The sequence below is a fragment of the Candidatus Uabimicrobium helgolandensis genome, assembly GCF_041508025.1.
Taxonomy (GTDB): Bacteria; Planctomycetota; Uabimicrobiia; order Uabimicrobiales; family Uabimicrobiaceae; genus Uabimicrobium; species Uabimicrobium helgolandensis.
Genome location: NZ_CP165719.1, coordinates 8,067,516 through 8,086,378 on the forward strand (window position 1 = coordinate 8,067,516; position 18,863 = coordinate 8,086,378).

At 35.2% G+C, this 18,863-nt stretch carries 13 protein-coding genes and 1 other RNA gene; 10 read left to right on the forward strand and 4 right to left on the reverse strand.

The features are described from left to right. Nucleotides 1–5: 5 nt before the first annotated feature. The 4 genes from UABHE_RS29715 to UABHE_RS29730 form a co-directional block, all read right to left on the reverse strand. On the reverse strand, nucleotides 6–1,508 hold the full coding sequence (locus UABHE_RS29715) for a hypothetical protein (protein WP_372367005.1): 1,503 nt from the start codon (nucleotides 1,506–1,508) through the stop codon (nucleotides 6–8). A 429-nt stretch (nucleotides 1,509–1,937) separates the two neighbouring features. Beyond that, entirely contained in the window at nucleotides 1,938–2,633 is a 696-nt protein-coding gene (locus UABHE_RS29720; RefSeq protein WP_372367006.1) for a hypothetical protein, read from the reverse strand. Between the two features lie 76 nt (nucleotides 2,634–2,709). Further along, complete coding sequence (gene nrdD / locus UABHE_RS29725; protein ID WP_372367007.1) at nucleotides 2,710–4,515, reverse strand: anaerobic ribonucleoside-triphosphate reductase; 1,806 nt, start codon at nucleotides 4,513–4,515, stop codon at nucleotides 2,710–2,712. Next, nucleotides 4,508–5,287: a hypothetical protein gene (locus UABHE_RS29730; RefSeq protein WP_372367008.1), complete on the reverse strand. Its 780-nt coding sequence runs from the start codon at nucleotides 5,285–5,287 to the stop codon at nucleotides 4,508–4,510. The genes nrdD and UABHE_RS29730 overlap by 8 nt, the downstream gene beginning before the upstream one ends. A 435-nt stretch (nucleotides 5,288–5,722) precedes the next feature. Here UABHE_RS29730 and UABHE_RS29735 point away from each other — a divergent pair, with 435 nt between their 5' ends. From UABHE_RS29735 to UABHE_RS29780, 10 genes are all read left to right on the forward strand, one after another. After that, the gene (locus UABHE_RS29735) at nucleotides 5,723–6,709 is read left to right on the forward strand and encodes a TrkA family potassium uptake protein (protein WP_372367009.1); all 987 of its coding nucleotides are present in this window, start codon (nucleotides 5,723–5,725) and stop codon (nucleotides 6,707–6,709) included. Nucleotides 6,710–6,720: 11 nt separating this feature from the next. Further along, entirely contained in the window at nucleotides 6,721–6,942 is a 222-nt protein-coding gene (locus tag UABHE_RS29740; protein ID WP_372367010.1) for a hypothetical protein, read from the forward strand. 11 nt (nucleotides 6,943–6,953) lie between these two features. Further along, nucleotides 6,954–8,855, forward strand: coding sequence for a sodium:solute symporter (locus tag UABHE_RS29745; protein WP_372367011.1), 1,902 nt, complete (start codon nucleotides 6,954–6,956; stop codon nucleotides 8,853–8,855). 435 nt (nucleotides 8,856–9,290) lie between these two features. Beyond that, an RNA gene (gene rnpB / locus UABHE_RS29750) (RNase P RNA component class A) lies at nucleotides 9,291–9,640 on the forward strand. Between the two features lie 29 nt (nucleotides 9,641–9,669). Beyond that, complete coding sequence (hrpA, locus tag UABHE_RS29755) at nucleotides 9,670–13,560, forward strand: ATP-dependent RNA helicase HrpA (RefSeq protein WP_372367012.1); 3,891 nt, start codon at nucleotides 9,670–9,672, stop codon at nucleotides 13,558–13,560. Nucleotides 13,561–13,563: 3 nt separating this feature from the next. Next, on the forward strand, nucleotides 13,564–14,685 hold the full coding sequence (locus UABHE_RS29760; RefSeq protein WP_372367014.1) for a glycosyltransferase family 4 protein: 1,122 nt from the start codon (nucleotides 13,564–13,566) through the stop codon (nucleotides 14,683–14,685). A 175-nt stretch (nucleotides 14,686–14,860) separates the two neighbouring features. After that, the gene (locus UABHE_RS29765) at nucleotides 14,861–14,995 is read left to right on the forward strand and encodes a hypothetical protein (RefSeq protein ID WP_372367015.1); all 135 of its coding nucleotides are present in this window, start codon (nucleotides 14,861–14,863) and stop codon (nucleotides 14,993–14,995) included. A gap of 12 nt (nucleotides 14,996–15,007) precedes the next feature. Beyond that, the gene (locus UABHE_RS29770; RefSeq protein WP_372371594.1) at nucleotides 15,008–15,154 is read left to right on the forward strand and encodes a four helix bundle protein; all 147 of its coding nucleotides are present in this window, start codon (nucleotides 15,008–15,010) and stop codon (nucleotides 15,152–15,154) included. A 628-nt stretch (nucleotides 15,155–15,782) separates the two neighbouring features. Further along, entirely contained in the window at nucleotides 15,783–17,000 is a 1,218-nt protein-coding gene (locus UABHE_RS29775) for an aromatic ring-hydroxylating dioxygenase subunit alpha (RefSeq protein ID WP_372367017.1), read from the forward strand. Nucleotides 17,001–17,547: 547 nt separating this feature from the next. After that, a complete protein-coding gene (locus UABHE_RS29780; protein WP_372367019.1) occupies nucleotides 17,548–18,837 on the forward strand; it encodes an SPFH domain-containing protein in 1,290 nt (429 codons plus the stop codon). The last annotated feature ends 26 nt before the right edge of the window (nucleotides 18,838–18,863 follow it).

Consider the following 18,863-nt stretch of genomic DNA (forward strand, 5'->3'; position numbering starts at 1 on the left):
TTAGTTTACAAAACGACATCTAAATCTTTAGCAACTTCAAGTAATTTCTTTCCGACACTTTTTATTTTTTGGGCAATAGAGTACGCTTTTTCTGCATTTTTTTGGATTTTTAAAACTATTGATTCTTTGGTGTTGCTAAATGCGTTCTGGACAACTTTTATAGTTGCTGTTGCTTCTTCTATTCTTTTAATAAGTTTTTCGTGTTCTTTTTTTACTTCTTCTAAACTTTTATTTATTTTAGTGAGTTTTTCACCTTCAAGAAATTTGTTAAATTCTTCAAGTTTTGCTTTTTTTTCTTCGAGTTTATCAATTTTAACACCTAGCTTACCTGCTGTTTCATAAAGACCAGATGTTTTATTAACAAAAAGCTGAATCTGGGTTGGAATTTTTTCTTCAAATGTTTTTTGTTTTTTCAGTAATACAGGATTCAATGGAGTATCTTTTAATTTTGCATCAACTTCAGCATACTCTATTATTTGTTTCATTAATTCGTCACCAACTTTTTCCGGTGTAAGTGTTAATGTATAAATAGTTTTTCCTAATTCATAAATTTCTTTAGCTACTTTCAAATACGCCAAAACATCAGCACCATTGCTTAGAGCAAGACGTCCAAAACTAATAGTGAGTTTAACAATTTGTTTACCAATGCTCTTAGCAGCATTTAATCTATATTTACGATAACGAATTTTTGCGCGATGCATTTCCATCCATACTTGGTGGACTATTCTATCTACTTGATTTTCAGCTTCTTCTATTGCACGATTGCAGTCTTTTTGAGCTTTATTTAAAGCCTTAGCGCCTTCTTTGTCGAGTTTACCACTAATTATAGAAGTTACCGTATCCTCGATAAGATTTAAGTCAATATCAATGAGTTTTTTTTCTAAATTTTTTCGTATTTTTTTGAGTCTATTTTTTGTAAGAGACTCAATTGTTTTTTTATATGTCTTCATAGCGCCTTTGACAAGAGTAACTTTAACTTTAATCACTCCATCAGGTTCTAGTAAAGTAAATGTCTTGTCGTCGCATGTAATGAGATCAAAAGTGATTTCAAAATACTCTTTTTTTACTTTATTAAAATTTATTATAAATTTATGAATTTTATACTCTAACTTGTCCATTTTATCTATAAGGTTTTGACAAGCTTTCTTTTGCTTCTTATCTTTTAAATTCTTAATTAAAGTATCTTCAATATAATTACTATATTTGCTTTTTTTCTCTGTAAATTTTTTAAATTTCTTTTCAAAAACATCAAATTCTTCGCGTAACTCTTCGTCTGATAATTTTTCAAGACGACGATGTTTTTTATCTAAGTCCTTTAAAGACGGCGTTAAGCTACTTTTATCAAAGGCACTGAGAAACTTTTCTTTAGGACGATCTTTGCCAGCCTCTTTTTCGTACGTTTTTTTTAATTTATTCCACTCATTCAACCATCCTCCGTTGTTAGCCAAAAGAGGGTGTATACTAAACAAAGCGATTAAAATAGATACAAATAGATAAGATTTTTTCATCGTACTCTCCTTACAATATATCAGTATTTTATAGTGTTTTACGCAAATTTTACGCCAAATTTCAATATCAACGATTAAAATATAAAATAACGGCTAATTGAATACAACTTTTTTGTTTTAACCTAGCGCAAAATATCAGTATTTCATAGTGTGTTTTGCAAATTTTATGCCATATTTTAATATCAACGATTAAAATATAAAATAACGGTTAATTGAATACAATTTTTTTGTTTTAACCTAGCGCAAATAGAGGAAGAAAAAAGAGTTTGTTGAGAGATAAATTCTTTGGTGAGTTGTTTATAAGATATTAATTTTTGCTTTGAAGTCGATATATTTTAGCAAGATATCGATAAAAATTAGAAATATTGCTTGTCAGGTAGGAACAACAAATTACACGCATAAGTAATAACGATAATAAAATTACCAGTATTACGACTTAAATATCATAACTAGACATATTACTATAAATAAAATTGCTATTAACCAAACCAACTTATTATTTGAACAATGATAATTTTCTTTACTCTCTTTACTCTCAAGTAAAGTATTACTTCTGGCATCTCCTTGCTTCATGGTATCAGAAAGAAGGTTATTTTTTACTAGCATAAGGTTATCAACACTATTTTTTGACACGCTGACATCAAAATAAAGTATTGAGCCATCTGTACATTCTATCATATCATAATGTTTATCATTTTGGGATATCAAAGACTGTTTAGCCATTTGCTTTTGTAGAATTTTCATTACCTCATATTCATCTGAAATTCGTAATACCTGATAAGGCTTTTGCAGCGTACCTTCACCACATTGTAAAATCATTTTAATACAGTAACTATAAATAGCCGTTTCCGCTTTGAATCCTTCTAGATTTCCTTGTCTCTTGAGAGCAATTCCTATATATTTATGAAATCCAGGACATAAAATTTCATTAACTCCTGCATTTTTGCATTGATCTACAATTTTTTGATATTCTTCTAAATCTAACCATTCAACTAACTGAGTGGTAGTATCTTTATAAAAATTATAATCTGCATCTTTCAGAATTAGCGTTCGTAACTTTACAAATGATTCAAAATCAAAACCGCTCGATAACCAATCTCTAAAATATTTATTTATTTCCGACATAAAATCCTCCGATTTTCGATTTGAACTTTATGAATATACGATGCTTATTTATACATAGTGGTCAGATAGATCCAAGCTAAATAATACGCAAAATATTAGCATCTGTTTCTTGATAAGTGAATTCAAGTAAAGAAAGAAGAGATTTGCTATCTTTAATGTTCTGAATGTTTATATAAGACTTTATATACTGATGTAACTGACCTTCTTTGAGTATTTTTTCGCGATAGTTCATTTCTGTAGAAGAGCAAAAATGTGGACCAAATGTGTATTTATTAATAGGGAGCTTACTGAGGATAGATTTATGGACTTTTTCGAAGTGTTCTGTGGCTTTGCTGTTAGAATAATCGACCAATTTTATGCGTATGTCATACCTTTGTTCTAAATTAACAGCCATTTCATTCAAACGTTCAAGGATTTCAATAGCTAATTCCCATCCTTCACCATCACTCATGTCATTCCCATCGCAGAGAAAGTGAACGGCTTCTGGAAGCCCGGCAATGCTCAAAAAACATATAGAGTTATTTATATCAACTTGGCAAACATTATTATATTTAGTGAGTTGTCTTAGTGGCCCATCAGCAAGATTAAATAAAAATCTTTTCTTATCTAAGTGTGCTTTTACAGTCAAACCAAAAGTTTGCTTCAATTCTTCCCAAAGATTTTCTTTTTCTTTTGCCGAAAGTGCAGCGCGTAAAATGTTAATAACAAAGGCATTCATAGCACACCCAGTGATAGGAGCACTGTTCTCATCATAAAGGTTTTCAGGTTTAAAATAATAGTTGATATTATTAGTTGTCAGTGCAATATTGCATATTTTTTTAAGAAGCTTTTCATTTTTAAAACTGTCTGGGTTTACTGGCACCCAAAAACGTGGCAATTTATACTTGTCATCATTGGAAAAATCTTTGTAACACTTACACAAATTATCAGTAAATGTTGATTCCAAGTGGTGTAGAATTATGTTGTAGCTTAAAGAACTATTTTGAGAGATACCTGAAATAAACGATTTTAGCATCGATTTATTCCAATTCATCTCCTCTGTATCTATACTATAAATATTTAGCGAATGACTAATAAATTGCGATACTCTCTGAATATTAGCAAGCAACTCTACAATATTTTCAATATCAGAATTTTTTTTTATTTGAAACTGAGAGGGAATATCACTGTTAATCGAAAAATATTTTACAGGCCATTCCAGATCTTCAATATGAATAGTTCCCGATAGGTGAGCCTGAGCAACCTCTTTTGAAAAAACTTCTTCTAGAGCATATTGACGGAATGTATTGCTAGCAATTTTGTTTTCTAGTTGTCGTACACTTCTTATATTAGAGTCACCATTGCGCGTATATAAAAGGCTATTTAGATTATATTTTGGAATTCCAAGAACAGTTTGCTTTTTTACGTAATAGCCATGTCCACTTAAAAATAACTCACTATTAACAAGATCGCGAATTAGCGCAGTGCTAATATAGCGATTGTCGGAACGAATAACTTTTTGTTCAACAGAGAATGCTACTTTTTGTGCAATATGCTTTGGAATACCACCTTCGCGTTCCAAGGCTTGAGCAATTTTTTGCGTTTCCCAAGGAATATATTCGTCATTAGAAGTTGGACCAACGAGCAACTCAATTTTTTCTTGCTTCAAGCTGCTATAAGTACTTTCTTTTTCTTTGACATAAATGCGGTAAAAGGGAATCATTTCTCTACGACCCATTTCTTCAAAAACTTCTAAAACAGTCGCCTCCCAATCCCTACCTGTCTGTTCGAACTTCTTACACACTGTATCCACAAAATGTTGAGGAAAGTTAGTGTCTTCACTAAAGTGAGAAGAAACAGTATATATAATGTCTTTTAACTCTTCACTATTAATATTAGTCATATATTTTTTTTATAAAATTACTTTTTACCCACCCGTGCAAGCGATCAGGTAACTCGATTTTACTCCAGTCATTACGTTGTTCTAAAACTTTGACCTCTACACCGCCAGGAATTTTTTGCTCACCATAAAGCTCTTCGTATGTGGCAGCATCTCCTTTACGGATCTCAATATTATTGCCCACAAGAACAGCAGTAGAATTTTCGACTTCAAAAAAAACATCATGAGCCACACTACCACCAATAGCTAACAAGACAACAGTAGTTGGAACAAACAAATTCCAAAAAGGTATTTTCCAAGATAACAATTTAGCAATTAACAGTAACCAAAAGCACGTGTATACAATTATAAATACTAACAAACGCATATCGTATTTCCAATTAAAATGCCAAAAAAATAGATAACGCAAAGCTATTTGCTCTTCCACTTTTTTGAATTCTATTTTTTCCTGCAGTTGCGCTGTCGCTAATTTTAAGTGTTCAATCAAGTACGGGTCAGTGGGAATATATCTCTCAGCGCGCTTATAATTGAGAATAGCATAATCAAGTCGTTGCGCTTTCAAATACGTATTTGCTAGGTTGTAGTAAACATAGCCATTTTTTACACCTTTATCAATAATCTCTTCATACATACTAACGACTTCTAGATACTGCTCCTTGCTTTGCGCATTCTTAAACATCTTATTCGCTTGTAACCACTTCTGTACAACCTCATTCTCATTTGCCAGTACACTAGCTATTACGATGGTAACAATCACTGACATCCTCAGTAGCATTATTATCTCCTTTTATACCTCTCTAAATAGTTGTTCTCGTATAAAACAAAAAGGTGTCGCCCTGGTACAGTGTTACGTTCGTTACATAAGTAGGTAATGATCGTTACCACGGAAACCGACAAAAGGCATCCCTACATATTTACACAAAAGTATTTCTATATCTTTGGGATACCCATTTTAACCCAACTTACAGAGCATGTCTACGCCCTAACCCACAAAAATAAAAATTACTTACCTCTATAAACTTTGTTTTTCTTGAAAAAAGTCAAACAATTGACCAACGTTGAGAATTTAGTTACAATAGCGTTTTAAAATTTCAAACGTGTCTTTCGCATTTTATCACTAGGTAATTTTAAGCGTTTTTGTTATTTGTAAGAAAAATAATTACCTCAGACACGTAACCTCTTGCAAAATCTACAAAATTAGGAGAACATTTTGAAAAAAATATTTGTCTATTTGACGTGGATATTTATCTTTTTCTCCGCACTTACTGTCGCAGTGTTAATGATAGCAGAAGAAAAAACGTTTACTAATTCTGTGTTCATTACCTTAATGCTATTTACCGCTGGAGAACCACTTAACCTCAATCTGGAAAAGATCGAACTGGTTACAGGAACACTAATGGTAATCCAAGCCGCTATGGGTTTAATGTGTGTAACCATTGGTTTTAGTGTCATAGTCAATTACTTAGTTTCTGAAAGAATTTCGCGATTAATGAGTAGGGAGAAAGTCAAGATGAAAGATCATATTATTATCTGCGGATTGGGGAATGTTGGATATCAAATTGCTAAAGAGCTGTACCGCTTGCAACAAGATTTTGTGATTATAGACCGTGGAGATGATAAAGACTTAGTCGAAGTTGCGAAAAAACGCGGCTGTAAAGTTCTCATCGAAAATCTCAAGAACAGCGATAGTCTCGACGCTGCACAGATTCAACATGCTAAATCTCTGATTATTTGTACAGGAGATGACTTACTCAACATGGAAGTCGCGCTTATGGCCAGAGAAAAAAGAGAAGACATCATTATTGTCATGAGAATGTTCGATCAAGACTTGGCAAAAAAAGTAAAAAATGCTTTCGGTTTAAAAATTGCGTTTAGCGCTTCTGGCTTGTCAGCCTCAGTATTTGCAGCAGCATCTATTGACCAAACTGTTTTCCAAACAGTACGCGTAGATAAAGAACTTTTTGTTTCTGCCAAAATTCGCATAGAGCATGAATGCGCAGTTATGGGAATGAGTCTCGACGAACTCATGGCGAAAGACCTTGTTGTCTTGAAACTTATCTCTGGAGAAGAACGCTTGAAATTTCCACGCGGAGATAGACAAATTCAATTAGACGATCTAATGTATATCACTTGTTCTCTTGAAGTTTTAAAAGAAATCAAAAAACTACTACATAATAATAATATTATCACAGGCTAGAAAGGCTTTCTATGTTTGAATGGTGGCAATCCCTTCCTCAATATTGGCAGTCTCTTGTTTATCAATATGTCATTGGGGGAATGATCTTTTTTACCGTGGTTTTCTGGGCTGTAAAAACAAAAGCATTAAAAATGTCCTCCAAACAAGATCGTGGAACTTTAACACTGTTATTTTTCGGATTTATATTTTTTCTAGGGGTACATTCTTTTTGGACGTACTTAGTTACTAAATAAAGGAAACATTTGTGATAGAATTACACTGGGCCGACTATACAGTCATAGGTCTTTATTTTACAGGAATTCTGGCCTCTGGGATATGGTTTGGGCGCTACACAAAATCAACCAAAGATTTTTTCTTAGGCGGACAGCGTTTTTCATGGTGGCTAGTCGCGATTTCCTGCGTTGCGACACTTGTTGGTTCTTACAGTTTCATCAATTACGCAGAACTAGGTTACAAAGCTGGGCTAAGTTCTGTTACTTACTACACCAATGATTGGTTTATCTTACCTATTTTTATGCTCGCCTGGTTACCTATTATTTACTTTTCAAGAGTACTGTCCATTCCAGAATACTTCGGTCGACGTTTTGATAGCAAAACCCGTCTAGCCGCTCTATTTATCATCATGATTTACTTAATCGGATATATAGGTATCAATCTATTTACGATTGGAACAGCATTCAAAGGTTTGTTTGGCAACGGTTCTACAGAACTAATAGGACCATTCACACAAGACATTTGGATACTGTACGGATCAGCAATAGGTGTCGCTTTGTTCTCTATTATGTATATGCACCACGGAGGACAAACATCAGTTATCATGACCGACCTCTTACAAGGTTTTATTCTAATTGGCGCTGGTCTTTTAGTTTTTGGTCTAGGACTTTACCATATTGGTGGTTTTTCCAACTGGTGGTCAGCAATGCCAATGGATCACAAACTTCCATTTCCTAATTACAATAGTCCCCCCGAGTTTCACGCAATCGGAGCTTTTTGGTCTGACGCAGTTACTGGTTCCATCGCCTTTTACTGCATGAATCAAGGTGTTCTTATGCGTTTTATGTCAGTAAAAAGTGTTCGCGACGGTAAGAAGGCTATTTGTGTTGTAATTATAATGTTCATGCCTATAGCAGCAATCGCAGTAAGTAATGCTGGATGGTTAGGTACATCGTTAGTTGCATCTGGTGAACTAGCAAACGATGTAAAAGCACGAGATATATTTGTCACTGTTTCCAATTTAGTTTGTAGCCCAGGAATTTTTGGCCTCGTTATTGCCGCTCTTATTGCCGCCCTTATGTCTACTCTAGATACTCTCATCAACGCAGTATCCGCTATCGCAGTCAATGACATTTGGCGTCCGTACATCAAACCAGGACAAGATGATAAATACTATCTACATATGGCAAGATATTTCGCCTTGTTTGCAACGGGCGCAGGGGTACTACTCGTTCCTATATATAGCCAATTTTCTCTGATCTCTGAAGCGTTTACTCACTTTATTTCACTAATGACTCCACCAATGATTGTAGTTATTGTACTGGCTATTATGTGGAAACGCTTTACTGCAAACGCTGCCTTTATTACATTAATACTAGGCTTTGCTATCACTTTACTATCTATTGCATTTCCAAGTATGATAGAACTAATTGACCACGGAGTTAATCTAGTTGCCCATCAAGATGGTAACTTAAAAGAAGGCGAATACGTTGCCTACAGTCACATGCGCGCGTTTTTTGGTACTGTAGTTTCTTTTGTCATCGCAATTATAGCCACTGTGATAACAAAAAATAGCGACGAGGAAGAAACTTCTGGTTTAACAATTTGTACGATCGACGATGCGAAACGCAGCTATAAAGGTGGTGAACCAAGTGAAGAGGGAGTCGGAGTAAAACTCAATTTGACAATCGAAATAGCAGACGTCTCAGAAGCACACTTATCACAAATAGATATGGATAAGCTCAGTGCAATACCTGGAGACCTCTTATTCGTTTCTGATCCTCGTGCGTGGTTAGGTGGACTTCGTTCGATGCAAATCAAAGCAGGTACCCCACACCAAAAATCCTCGATAATTCAATTATCAAAAGATTCAGTAGAAGAAGGTAGTTTACATACAGATAAAGAACAAGTAACTGTTGAAAAATTGATGTAAATTTTCTTTTTATCCAACCTACAAGTCCTTTAAAAGGACTTGTAGACACTTCTTTATAAAAAACTTCTAAATAAAACAAACCTTTTTCTCTTTTCAGGGTTTTATTTAGGGAAGTGGAAATAAATAATATACCCAAATTTTATACAGGGATTTTGTTCATTCGCAAGGCGTGACGAAGGCACATAGTCTTTATTCTGTAACAGAGGAACAACGAAGCGAATGAACAAAAGAACAAGTAAAATGGGGATATTTATTTTTTCTGCTTCCCTTATTCTAGAGTGTCTAAAATCATTTTAGATTACAAAATGCAATCATTAAACGACCTTACAAAACAATTTTTACAAAAATCAATGATGCTATTAAACTTAATTATGTTAAAGTTATGTGAAGACACGCTCTAGTTATTATACATTTTATTAAATCTTTTAGACGCCAAGAGTAAAAAAAGCGATCGCTGTGACTTGTTCACAGAGGAAAGTCCGGACATCATAGGACGAGGTGGTGGATAACATCCACCGAGAGCAATCTTAGGGAAAGTGCCGCAGAAAATATACCGCCTACTTTGTAGGTAAGGGTGAAATGGCGAGGTAAGAGCTCACCGCAGAAATGGTGACATTTCTGGCAGGGTAAACCCCACCTGATGAGAGGTCAAATAAAGGAGAAGAGGCTGTCCGTCTCACTTGACTCCAGGGTAGACCGTATGAGGTAAATGGCAACATTTACCCTAGATAAATGATCGTTACTCATTTATGGGAACAGAATCCGGCTTATCTTTTGCTCTAGGCGTCTTTTTTACTATCGAGGTGTTTGAATCGTGCTGTCTTTAGAATCTTTGAGCCAACAAATAAAAAACTGTCTTCCGCGTGATCGTTATCGTCTAGGTAAAATGCTACACAGCATTAAAAAAAACAAACGTCAAAATCGCAACATCGAAAATAGACTACTAGAAGCAAATATCCGTATTGAAGAGTCCATAGCGCTCTACGAATATCGCAAAGAAAATGTACCAGCTATTACCTATCCTGCGGGACTTCCAATCCTTGAAAAAAAAGATGAAATTATCCAAACTATTCGCAATCATTCAGTCGTTGTTATTTGCGGCGAAACCGGTTCTGGAAAAACGACACAATTACCCAAAATGTGTGTTGAGGCGGGCTGCGGTATTTCAGGAAAAATAGGCTGTACACAACCACGGCGTATCGCCGCAACATCAATAGCAGAACGTATCCGCGAAGAGTTGTCTACAAGTAACAAAGAAACTGTTAGTTACAAAATTCGCTTCACAAGCAGCGATTCTGACAAATCATACATCAAACTAATGACCGATGGTATCTTGCTAGCAGAAACCCAAAACGATCGTTTCTTGATGGAATACGATACCATTATTATTGACGAAGCGCACGAGCGTAGTCTTAACATTGATTTTATTCTTGGTTATTTGAAACAACTTTTGAAAAAGAGACCAGAACTAAAAATCATTATTTCTTCTGCAACAATAGACACGGAAAGATTCTCCAAGTATTTTGACGATGCTCCTATCATCGAAGTTTCAGGGCGCTTATATCCAGTAGAAGTTATGTATCTTCCTCTTGATAAAGAACTTGAGGATTCAGGAGAAATAACTCTTATAGACGCAGCAGTGCAAGCAGTTGATCTCGTTGTTGGTAGCGAAGAAAGTCATGGCGACATCTTGGTATTTATGGCTGCCGAGCAAGACATTCGCGAAACCGTAGAAAAACTTCAAAAGTGGAGTCAGAGTTACGATATTCTTCCTCTATTTGGTCGTTTATCTTCTAAAGAACAGAATCGTGTTTTCCGCAATAGTAATCTTCGCAAAATTATCGTTTCGACAAACATTGCAGAAACATCACTTACCATACCTGGTATTCGTTATGTTGTAGACAGTGGTTGCGCGCGAATTAGTCGCTACTCTCCACGAACCAGAACCCAGCGTTTACCTATAGAAGCCATTTCGCAAAGTAGTGCTAATCAGCGTAAAGGTAGATGCGGACGTGTTGCCGATGGAGTGTGTATTCGTTTATACAGCGAAGAAGATTTTCTCAGTCGCGAAAAGTATACCTCTCCTGAAATTCGCCGTTCAAACTTAGCAGAAGTTATTTTGCGAATGATATCTCTCAAACTTGGGGACATCGAAATATTTCCTTTTATCGAACCACCTTCACGAACGGCAATACTAGATGGTTTTGACATACTTGGCGAACTTGGCGCTCTCGACACCAGAAAAATGCTTACCACATTAGGTAGAAAAATGTCGCGCCTTCCCATTGATCCGCGAACATCGCGCATGTTAATAGAAGCGCAACAAGAAAATTCGCTACGCGAAGTTCTTGTAATTGCATCCGCTCTTAGTATACCAGACCCAAGACAACGTCCCGTGGAAAAACAAGAAGAAGCGGACCGCATGCACCAAATGTTTATAGATCAGCACTCTGACTTTGTATCTTTTTTAAACATTTGGGACAAATATCAAGAATCATGGGAAACACTAAAAACTCAAAATAAAGTGCGTAAATTTTGCAACAAACATTTTTTGTCTTATCCGCGAATGCGCGAGTGGCGCGACATTCACAAACAACTTGCTAGCATAATGAAACAGGAAAATAGCGCAACAGTAAATGAACATCCAGCGTCTTATGAAGCTACTCATAAAGCAATTCTCAGTGGTTTTTTAAGTAATATATGTAGTAAAAAAGAAAAAAACAACTACCTTGGACGTGCAAATAAAGAATATATTATTTTTCCTGGTTCGGGACAATACAGTAGAGGATTTGCATGGATCGTTGCCGCAGAACTTGTTGAAACCTCACAGTTATTTGCGAGAACAGTTGCTAAGATTCAACCAGAGTGGATTGAGCCTCTTGCACGCGATCTATGCCATTATTCATATAGTAATGCTCGTTGGGATCTAAAGGGCCAGCAACCAGTTGCTGACAAGAAAGTTACTTTGTTTGGTCTCGTCATTGTACCGCAAAAACGTACTTATTATGGAAAAATCAACCGCAAAGTATCGCGAGATCTATTTGTACAAGCAATTATTGATGAAGAAGTTTATCATCCATTTTCTTTTCTCAAAGCTAATCGTAAACTTATAGAGTCTGTTGTACAAATGGAAAATAAAATTCGTAAACATACCTTGCTTGTAGAAGACGAAGATCTCAAAGAATTTTACTATCAAGCATTACCTAATGTAGTAGATGTACGCGAGTTAAGAAAATTTCTGCGCGAAAACCCCAAGTATCAAAAACTCTACATGAAACAATCAGATATTCTGCAAATAGATGATGAGCCGAATATAAACGAAGAACTATTTCCCGATTATATTATGCTTGGTGATTTAGAAATGCCTCTTAATTACCATTTTGAACCTGTTGATGAAAAGGACGGAGTAACACTTTCTATTAGCAGAAATTTACTACATCAACTTACTCCTGAACCTTTCGAATGGCTAGTTCCTGGCATGCTTGAAGACAAAATTCATTGTTTATTGCGTAGCCTTCCTAAAGATACAAGACGCAAAATGCAACCTCTTGCAGATCACGCACATAGAATATACAAAGGACTTCCACGTTCACATAACACTCTTTTAAGTGAAATCCGTAAATATATTCGCAACGAATTTTCCTTGTCTATCCCCAAAGAGGAGTGGCGCTTAGATCGCCTAGATTTGTACTTAAAAATGCGTTTTCAAATCGTAGATAAAAATAATAACGTTCTCGCCATAGATCGAGATCTATCTAGTTTACAAAAGCGCTTCCAAGCGAAATCCCAAGACGATGCCTGGCACAAAGCAGCCAGAAAATGGACGCTAAAAAACTTATCTACATGGGATTTCAATGAACTACCTGAGTCTATAAACGTCACAGAAGAAATGGGAGATATCCCTTATCTTGGTTACCCAGGGTTACAACTAACAAACAAACAAGTCCATCGTACCTTATTTCGCAAATTAAATATTGCTGAGAAAGCGACTCGCGAAGCCACTAATTTTTTACTAACAACATCACTAGAAAAAGAACTAAAAAAACTAGAGCGATTACTAAAGTTATCTAAAGAATTGCAAGGAGATATGAAACACTTCTCTCTGAGCGATAATGTTAAAAAAGAAAGCATCGATTTTTTGCGGAATACTTTACTTCATAGCGATGAAGTAATTCGTACAAGGGAAGCTTTTCAAGAAAAGTCGCGAAATATTATCCAAACTTTGCCAAAGATAACTATAGAGTATATCGATTTATTAGAAGAGATTATCGATGAACTCGATCGCATTGAAGAAGCATTATACGAAGGAAAATTTTCGAAGGACTACAAAGCAACGATTCATCGCGACATAAAGCAACTATTCCCTGAAAAATTTCTCACATTTTATATTCTTCCACAATTGCAAAATCATCCGCGGTACTTAAAATGTCTACAAATACGCATTGAAAAAGCAACAAATGACCAGTCTAAAGATGAACGAAAATGCGAAGAGATTCTACTACATACAGTAAGATACAATGAACTAAAAGTAAGTGCTGCAAACAGCCCTAACTATATTTGGCGGATGATAGAAGAATATAGATGGATGATAGAAGAATTCAAGATATCGGTTTTTTCTCAAAAGCTAAAAACATTGTACCCTATTTCAGCAAAACGCTTGGAGAAAAAAAGGCTCGGCATATTAAAGATTATAGACGAAAGCTAAATAATGGCGACAAAAACTAAGATTTTTTATATCCATTGTGGCGGTAATACTATAGGAGGGGTTGAAACTTATCTTTCGCATATGGTAGAAAACCATAAGAACAACGAAGCCTATTTAGGAATTGTCAAATCGGGAAACTTTCTCCATTACCTAAGAGAACAACAAACTAAAAATATCATACATTTGCACGGTGGTCGTTTACGTGAGCTAAATAAAGTAGGGATTGCAATTAGAAATGCTTGCCGTTTTGTACGAAGAAATAAAATAAAACTAATTATTGCCAAAGGATATAATTCATGGATATACGGCAGTATAGTGGCTTATCTCACCAAAACCAAAAGCATTTTCTACATAGCAAACGACATAAATCCGCAATATTGGAAATCTCCTATTACCTGTATAGGAAGCTACCTACGCCCTAACCATTATTTAGCCAACTCACAGTTCACTGCAGTAAGTATAAAAGAAATACTCAATAAAAAAGCTTCCATTGTCTATCCTGCAGCAAATATTAGCAAATTTACCAATATCGACCACAATCAAGCGCGAAATTTTTTGTGCAAAGAATTTGCAATAGCTCCACACAAATTTATTTACACTATAGTTGGTCGTTTACAGGAATGGAAAGGTCAACACATTGCCATTTCCGCCTTCAAAGAAATGCACAACAAAAAAAACTCAGTTTTGCTAGTTGTGGGTGATTATACACATGAAAGCGACAGACCATTCTTTGAACGTTTACAACAGCTCGCGACGAACGAGAACGTTATCTTTACTGGTTTCCGCAAAGATGTTCCGCAAATCGTTAGTGGTAGCGACGTAATCATTCACGCTTCAACAACTCCTGAACCTTTTGGAATAACAATTATAGAAGGTATGTTTGCCCGAAAACCAGTCATCGCATCTGCCGCAGGAGGACCGCTAGAAATTATAGAACACAATAAAAGCGGTTTATTAGTTCTTCCAAAAAACCCAAACAAACTAGCCAAAAGTATGGATAAATTGCACAATAACCAAAAGCAATGTATCTTGCTCGGCAAAAAAGCATATGAAGAAGCACAAAAAAAATTCTCCATAGAAGCATCCATTCATAGAATGGAAGAAGTTATTGATAGCATTCTATAAAACAAAGATCCGTGTTTTTTAAGATGTTGTTTTGTGAATTTACTATGATAACCCAAGTTGCGACCTATAAAAGTTATCGTATAGTCTGGTATAATTACTCTTACAAATTCGATGTGCGCAGTTCGAATCTCGTGAGACACAGTCGTGGCACATGGCACGAAGTAAGGGTAATGCAATGAATTTTAATCATGAAAAATTAGATGTATATCAAGTATCACTAGAATATACAAAAGAAACATTTAATGTGATGGAGAAAATGCCATCAGGTTACAGCTATTTAAAGGATCAGCTAAAAAGAGCATCGCTTTGAGTCCCTCTTAATATAGCAGAAGGCAATGCCAAATTTAGCAAAAAAGAGAAAGCAAGGTTTTTCTCTATAGCAAGAGCATCAGCAAATGAATGTAGTGCAGTATTCGATGTTGCTAAGATAGCCCAAATAATAGACTCAAAAGAAAAAACTACTCTATAGAATAATTTGTATGCTTTCAAAGTTAATCGTCTAATTTTCGCACATGGAATATCGATCCACGACCACGAACCTCAAAAATCGAATTGCACACATCGTTTTTTTATACTGTTATAACGACTCTTCTCTTAAAGTAGGAAAAACAAGAACGAGAAAGTCATGGAAAAAGAAATTATAAGTGTTTTCTGTATATGTGATGAGATAACACAAGCACTCAAGATTGTAGAAGATCCTCAAGTTTAAATGACTAATTCAGAAATTATGACAACAGCATTAGTTTCTATGCTCTACTTTTCTGGCAACTTTGAAAAAGGACGAAATTTTTTAGCTGAACATGGCTACATCAAAAAAATATTGACACACTTTAGTATAAAATCTATTTTTATTACTCACCCACAAAAGATCCGTCCTTTGAAAATACTGCCCTTTATTCGATTGCCATTTTCAATCGCCCAGAAAATAAAGGTTGAAGTCTTGGTGTTTCTTTCGATTTATTTTTCATGCGTATTTTTATTTCAGAATTTCTGGCTGTTGATGGTATAATCAACGAGAAATTAATTAGTGTTTTTATTGATAAAAAAGATGTGTAGCATATAAAAATATACGTGTTATTGAGGCGAAGACGAAAAAAATGGAAAACATCTACTCTTTTGAAACTGAAAATCATGCAACAGACAACATTGAAGAACTCTTCAAGAATTTAAAAAAATTAACTTCCCTGCCAGCAGAAGAAGCTCACTGTTTACCATTTGAGTGTTATTCTAACCGGACAATACTCGACACGGAGGTAAAAGAAATATTTCATAGTGATTGGATATTTATAGGTACGGAAAGTGAATTGCCAAACTGCGGAGACTATCTAGCACTCGATATCGGTGGCGAGCCTGTCGTTATTATTCGCGGAAAAGATCAAGAGTTACGCGCTTTTTCAAATGTTTGTCGACACAGAGGAGCCACTCTCAATCCAATAGGTTTTGGTAATGTAAAGAAATTCATATGTCCATACCATGCTTGGACATACAACGATAAAGGAGAGCTATTAGGTGTTCCTTTCAAAGGAAAGGTAAAGCTAGACAAGAAAGAACATTGTTTACCTGAATTTCAATTACACATTTGGCAAGGGTGTATATTCATTAACTTAGATCAGGAAGCTGAACCATTTGGAGATAGATTGAGTATGTTAGATCCATACTGCGAACTATTTCAGATGAAAAAATTTACAAAATCATTTGCTCGTACCCAGTACCGGTGCTGGGAAGCCAACTGGAAAGTAATAATGGAAAATGCCATAGAAAGTTACCACCAATTTAAAGTACACAATACGACTCTTGAAAAGTATACTCCAACAAAAGATGTCTTTTATTTAAAAGGCTCTGCAGACTGTAGCCTTCTCGCTGGTAAAATAATCGAAATAAACAAAATGATCAAACTTATACTTCCCGACTTTTTTGATTACTACCTTATTATGTGTTTGCGGCCTAATTGCTTAATGATATTGAGAGATGCAGGTATCGAATGGTTGTCTGCTTTTCCAATAGGAAGAAATAAGACCGCTATACGCGCAGGCGGAGCATCTTTAACTGGGAAACAAAACATAATTGAAAAAAGATTTAAAAAGAGTTTTTTCGATGAAGATGAAGTAATTGTAAAAAACACGCAAGCTGGAATGCACTCGCGTTTGTCCAAAGGTGGCAAACTTGTTGAGATGGAAAGACCACTAGTTGATTTTCATCAGTATTGGGGAAGAAGACTCTTTGGAGCAACTCCCACTCCGCTTTACACAAATGAAAAAAAACTCACTGAATTTCATAAATGTGCTTCTGAATATTTTGGAAAATCATTTCCTTAACAAATGGCAGGCGCATGCAACAAAATGAGGCCGTTTTTAATTGCCCAATTCATCGCTATTATAATAGCGCCAATTTAACGTTAATAACTTTTGTTGCGTGTGCTCGCAATTATCCCAAGGTAATGCGTACATACCATATCTGTAATCACACATTTTATCTTCAAGCCATTTTGGAAGTAGGAATAATAATTATTATTCTTGGAAACTCATTCACTTCAATAACTCAATCTTTATTGGGAATAGCGTCATTCATCCTGTTTGAAAACAATTGCATCTAAATCCATCGTACTATCTTCTTAAGCAAATATATTTCTTACAAAACTACGTTCTAGTAAACTAGACATTTACTTAAAATTTTCGACATTAAAAGCAAGTTTTATTCTTGCTAAAGAGTATGCTGTTTGCCACAATCACCACCGTAGTGTCGTACAAAATTGTAAATTTATAAAAAAAATTTCAACACATATACAAGAGACTTCGTATCTATTATTGTCAATTATAACGCACTGCGTTATGTAAATTTTTATCACTTTTAGGAGTTATTAAAATGAACAAAATCATTATTCGTATGGTCATATGTATTGTTTTAGTCGTGGCCGCTGTTGTTTTATTCTCTGTCGGATTTCGTTTTATCAATGACGGCTATATGGGAGTTGAAACGAGTGTCGTTGGTAAAGAGCGTGTTTTACCTAAACCTTTACGCGCTGGTTGGTACTGGCGACGGCCTCTTATGGTAAACATAGAAACTTACTCCATTAATGAGCTAAATCAAAGCTGTGCAATACAAAACGCTCTAGACAAAAACAAAAAATGGGTAAATGTCCAAGCTAGACTGTATTATCAATTACATGGAGAAAAACTACCTGAGCTTCACAAAAAATATAAGAATCAGTTTTTAATTAATAATAAAGTAAAGTCGTTTTTTGAATGGCAATTTAAGGCCTCACTCACTGAGTTTTCACGCGAAGAGGTTTTTGGAAAATCACGAAACAAACTTATTGATATTGTAACAAAGAGAATGAAAGAAAGCTTTGAAACTGAAGGAATTATCATTAACAAAGTCGCAATTGAAAATCTTTCTTTTCCAAAAAGTTACACCGAAGACATCAACAACTACCCAACAACCTCTGTTCCAGTAACATTATCAAAAATGGAGTGTTATACAAGTGACAAGCAGCGCCTTATTCTCGATTTCAAGGTGTACTACCACATTGCCCCAAAAAACACTGAGCGTGTTCATAATGAACTAGGAACAGCCTATGTAAAAAAAGATATCGAGCCTGCAGCAAAAAGTGCTATCAGTAGCAGCACTACATTATATTCTTTAGATGATATATACAATGGAAAAACTCGTGCCAAAGTCGAAACTCAAATCGAGTCGAGCTTAAAGGAAAAAATGGCAAATAATGGTATTGAAATAGACGACGTAATGATTACAAATGTTAACTTTGACTCTGATTATCAAAACATTTTAGATCAAATACAAAAATCGCAACGTAACATAGAGCTTCTAAAGATAGAAGAAAAAGAAAATCAAATCCGCGATGAAATAGAAGATAAAAAGTTAGAAAGACAACGCCGTAATCAAAAATTAGACGCAGAAACAGAAAAACAAGCAGAAATCATTCGCGCAGAGGGAGCTCGCGAGTCAGAAATCATGCGTGCAGCGGGAAAAGCAGAAGCACTTCTTAAAGTACAAAAAATCATTGCCGAAAACCCTGATATTTTACGTTACTTGTATGTAGATAAAATATCCGATAAAGTAAAAGTAATTGTTATGCCAAGCAATGATAATCTCAATGTAGAAGGTCTTCTCAATGATAAAGAGAATAAATAACCGCAAAACTGTTAGAGTTTATCCAT

Coding starts and splice junctions, on each gene's coding strand:
- UABHE_RS29715 (WP_372367005.1), bottom strand. CDS start 1,508: ATGAAAAAATCTTATCTATTTGTATCTATTTTAATCGCTTTGTTTAGT.
- UABHE_RS29720 (WP_372367006.1), bottom strand. CDS start 2,633: ATGTCGGAAATAAATAAATATTTTAGAGATTGGTTATCGAGCGGTTTT.
- nrdD (WP_372367007.1), bottom strand. CDS start 4,515: ATGACTAATATTAATAGTGAAGAGTTAAAAGACATTATATATACTGTT.
- UABHE_RS29730 (WP_372367008.1), bottom strand. CDS start 5,287: ATGCTACTGAGGATGTCAGTGATTGTTACCATCGTAATAGCTAGTGTA.
- UABHE_RS29740 (WP_372367010.1), top strand. CDS start 6,721: ATGTTTGAATGGTGGCAATCCCTTCCTCAATATTGGCAGTCTCTTGTT.
- UABHE_RS29760 (WP_372367014.1), top strand. CDS start 13,564: ATGGCGACAAAAACTAAGATTTTTTATATCCATTGTGGCGGTAATACT.
- UABHE_RS29765 (WP_372367015.1), top strand. CDS start 14,861: ATGAATTTTAATCATGAAAAATTAGATGTATATCAAGTATCACTAGAA.
- UABHE_RS29775 (WP_372367017.1), top strand. CDS start 15,783: ATGGAAAACATCTACTCTTTTGAAACTGAAAATCATGCAACAGACAAC.
- UABHE_RS29780 (WP_372367019.1), top strand. CDS start 17,548: ATGAACAAAATCATTATTCGTATGGTCATATGTATTGTTTTAGTCGTG.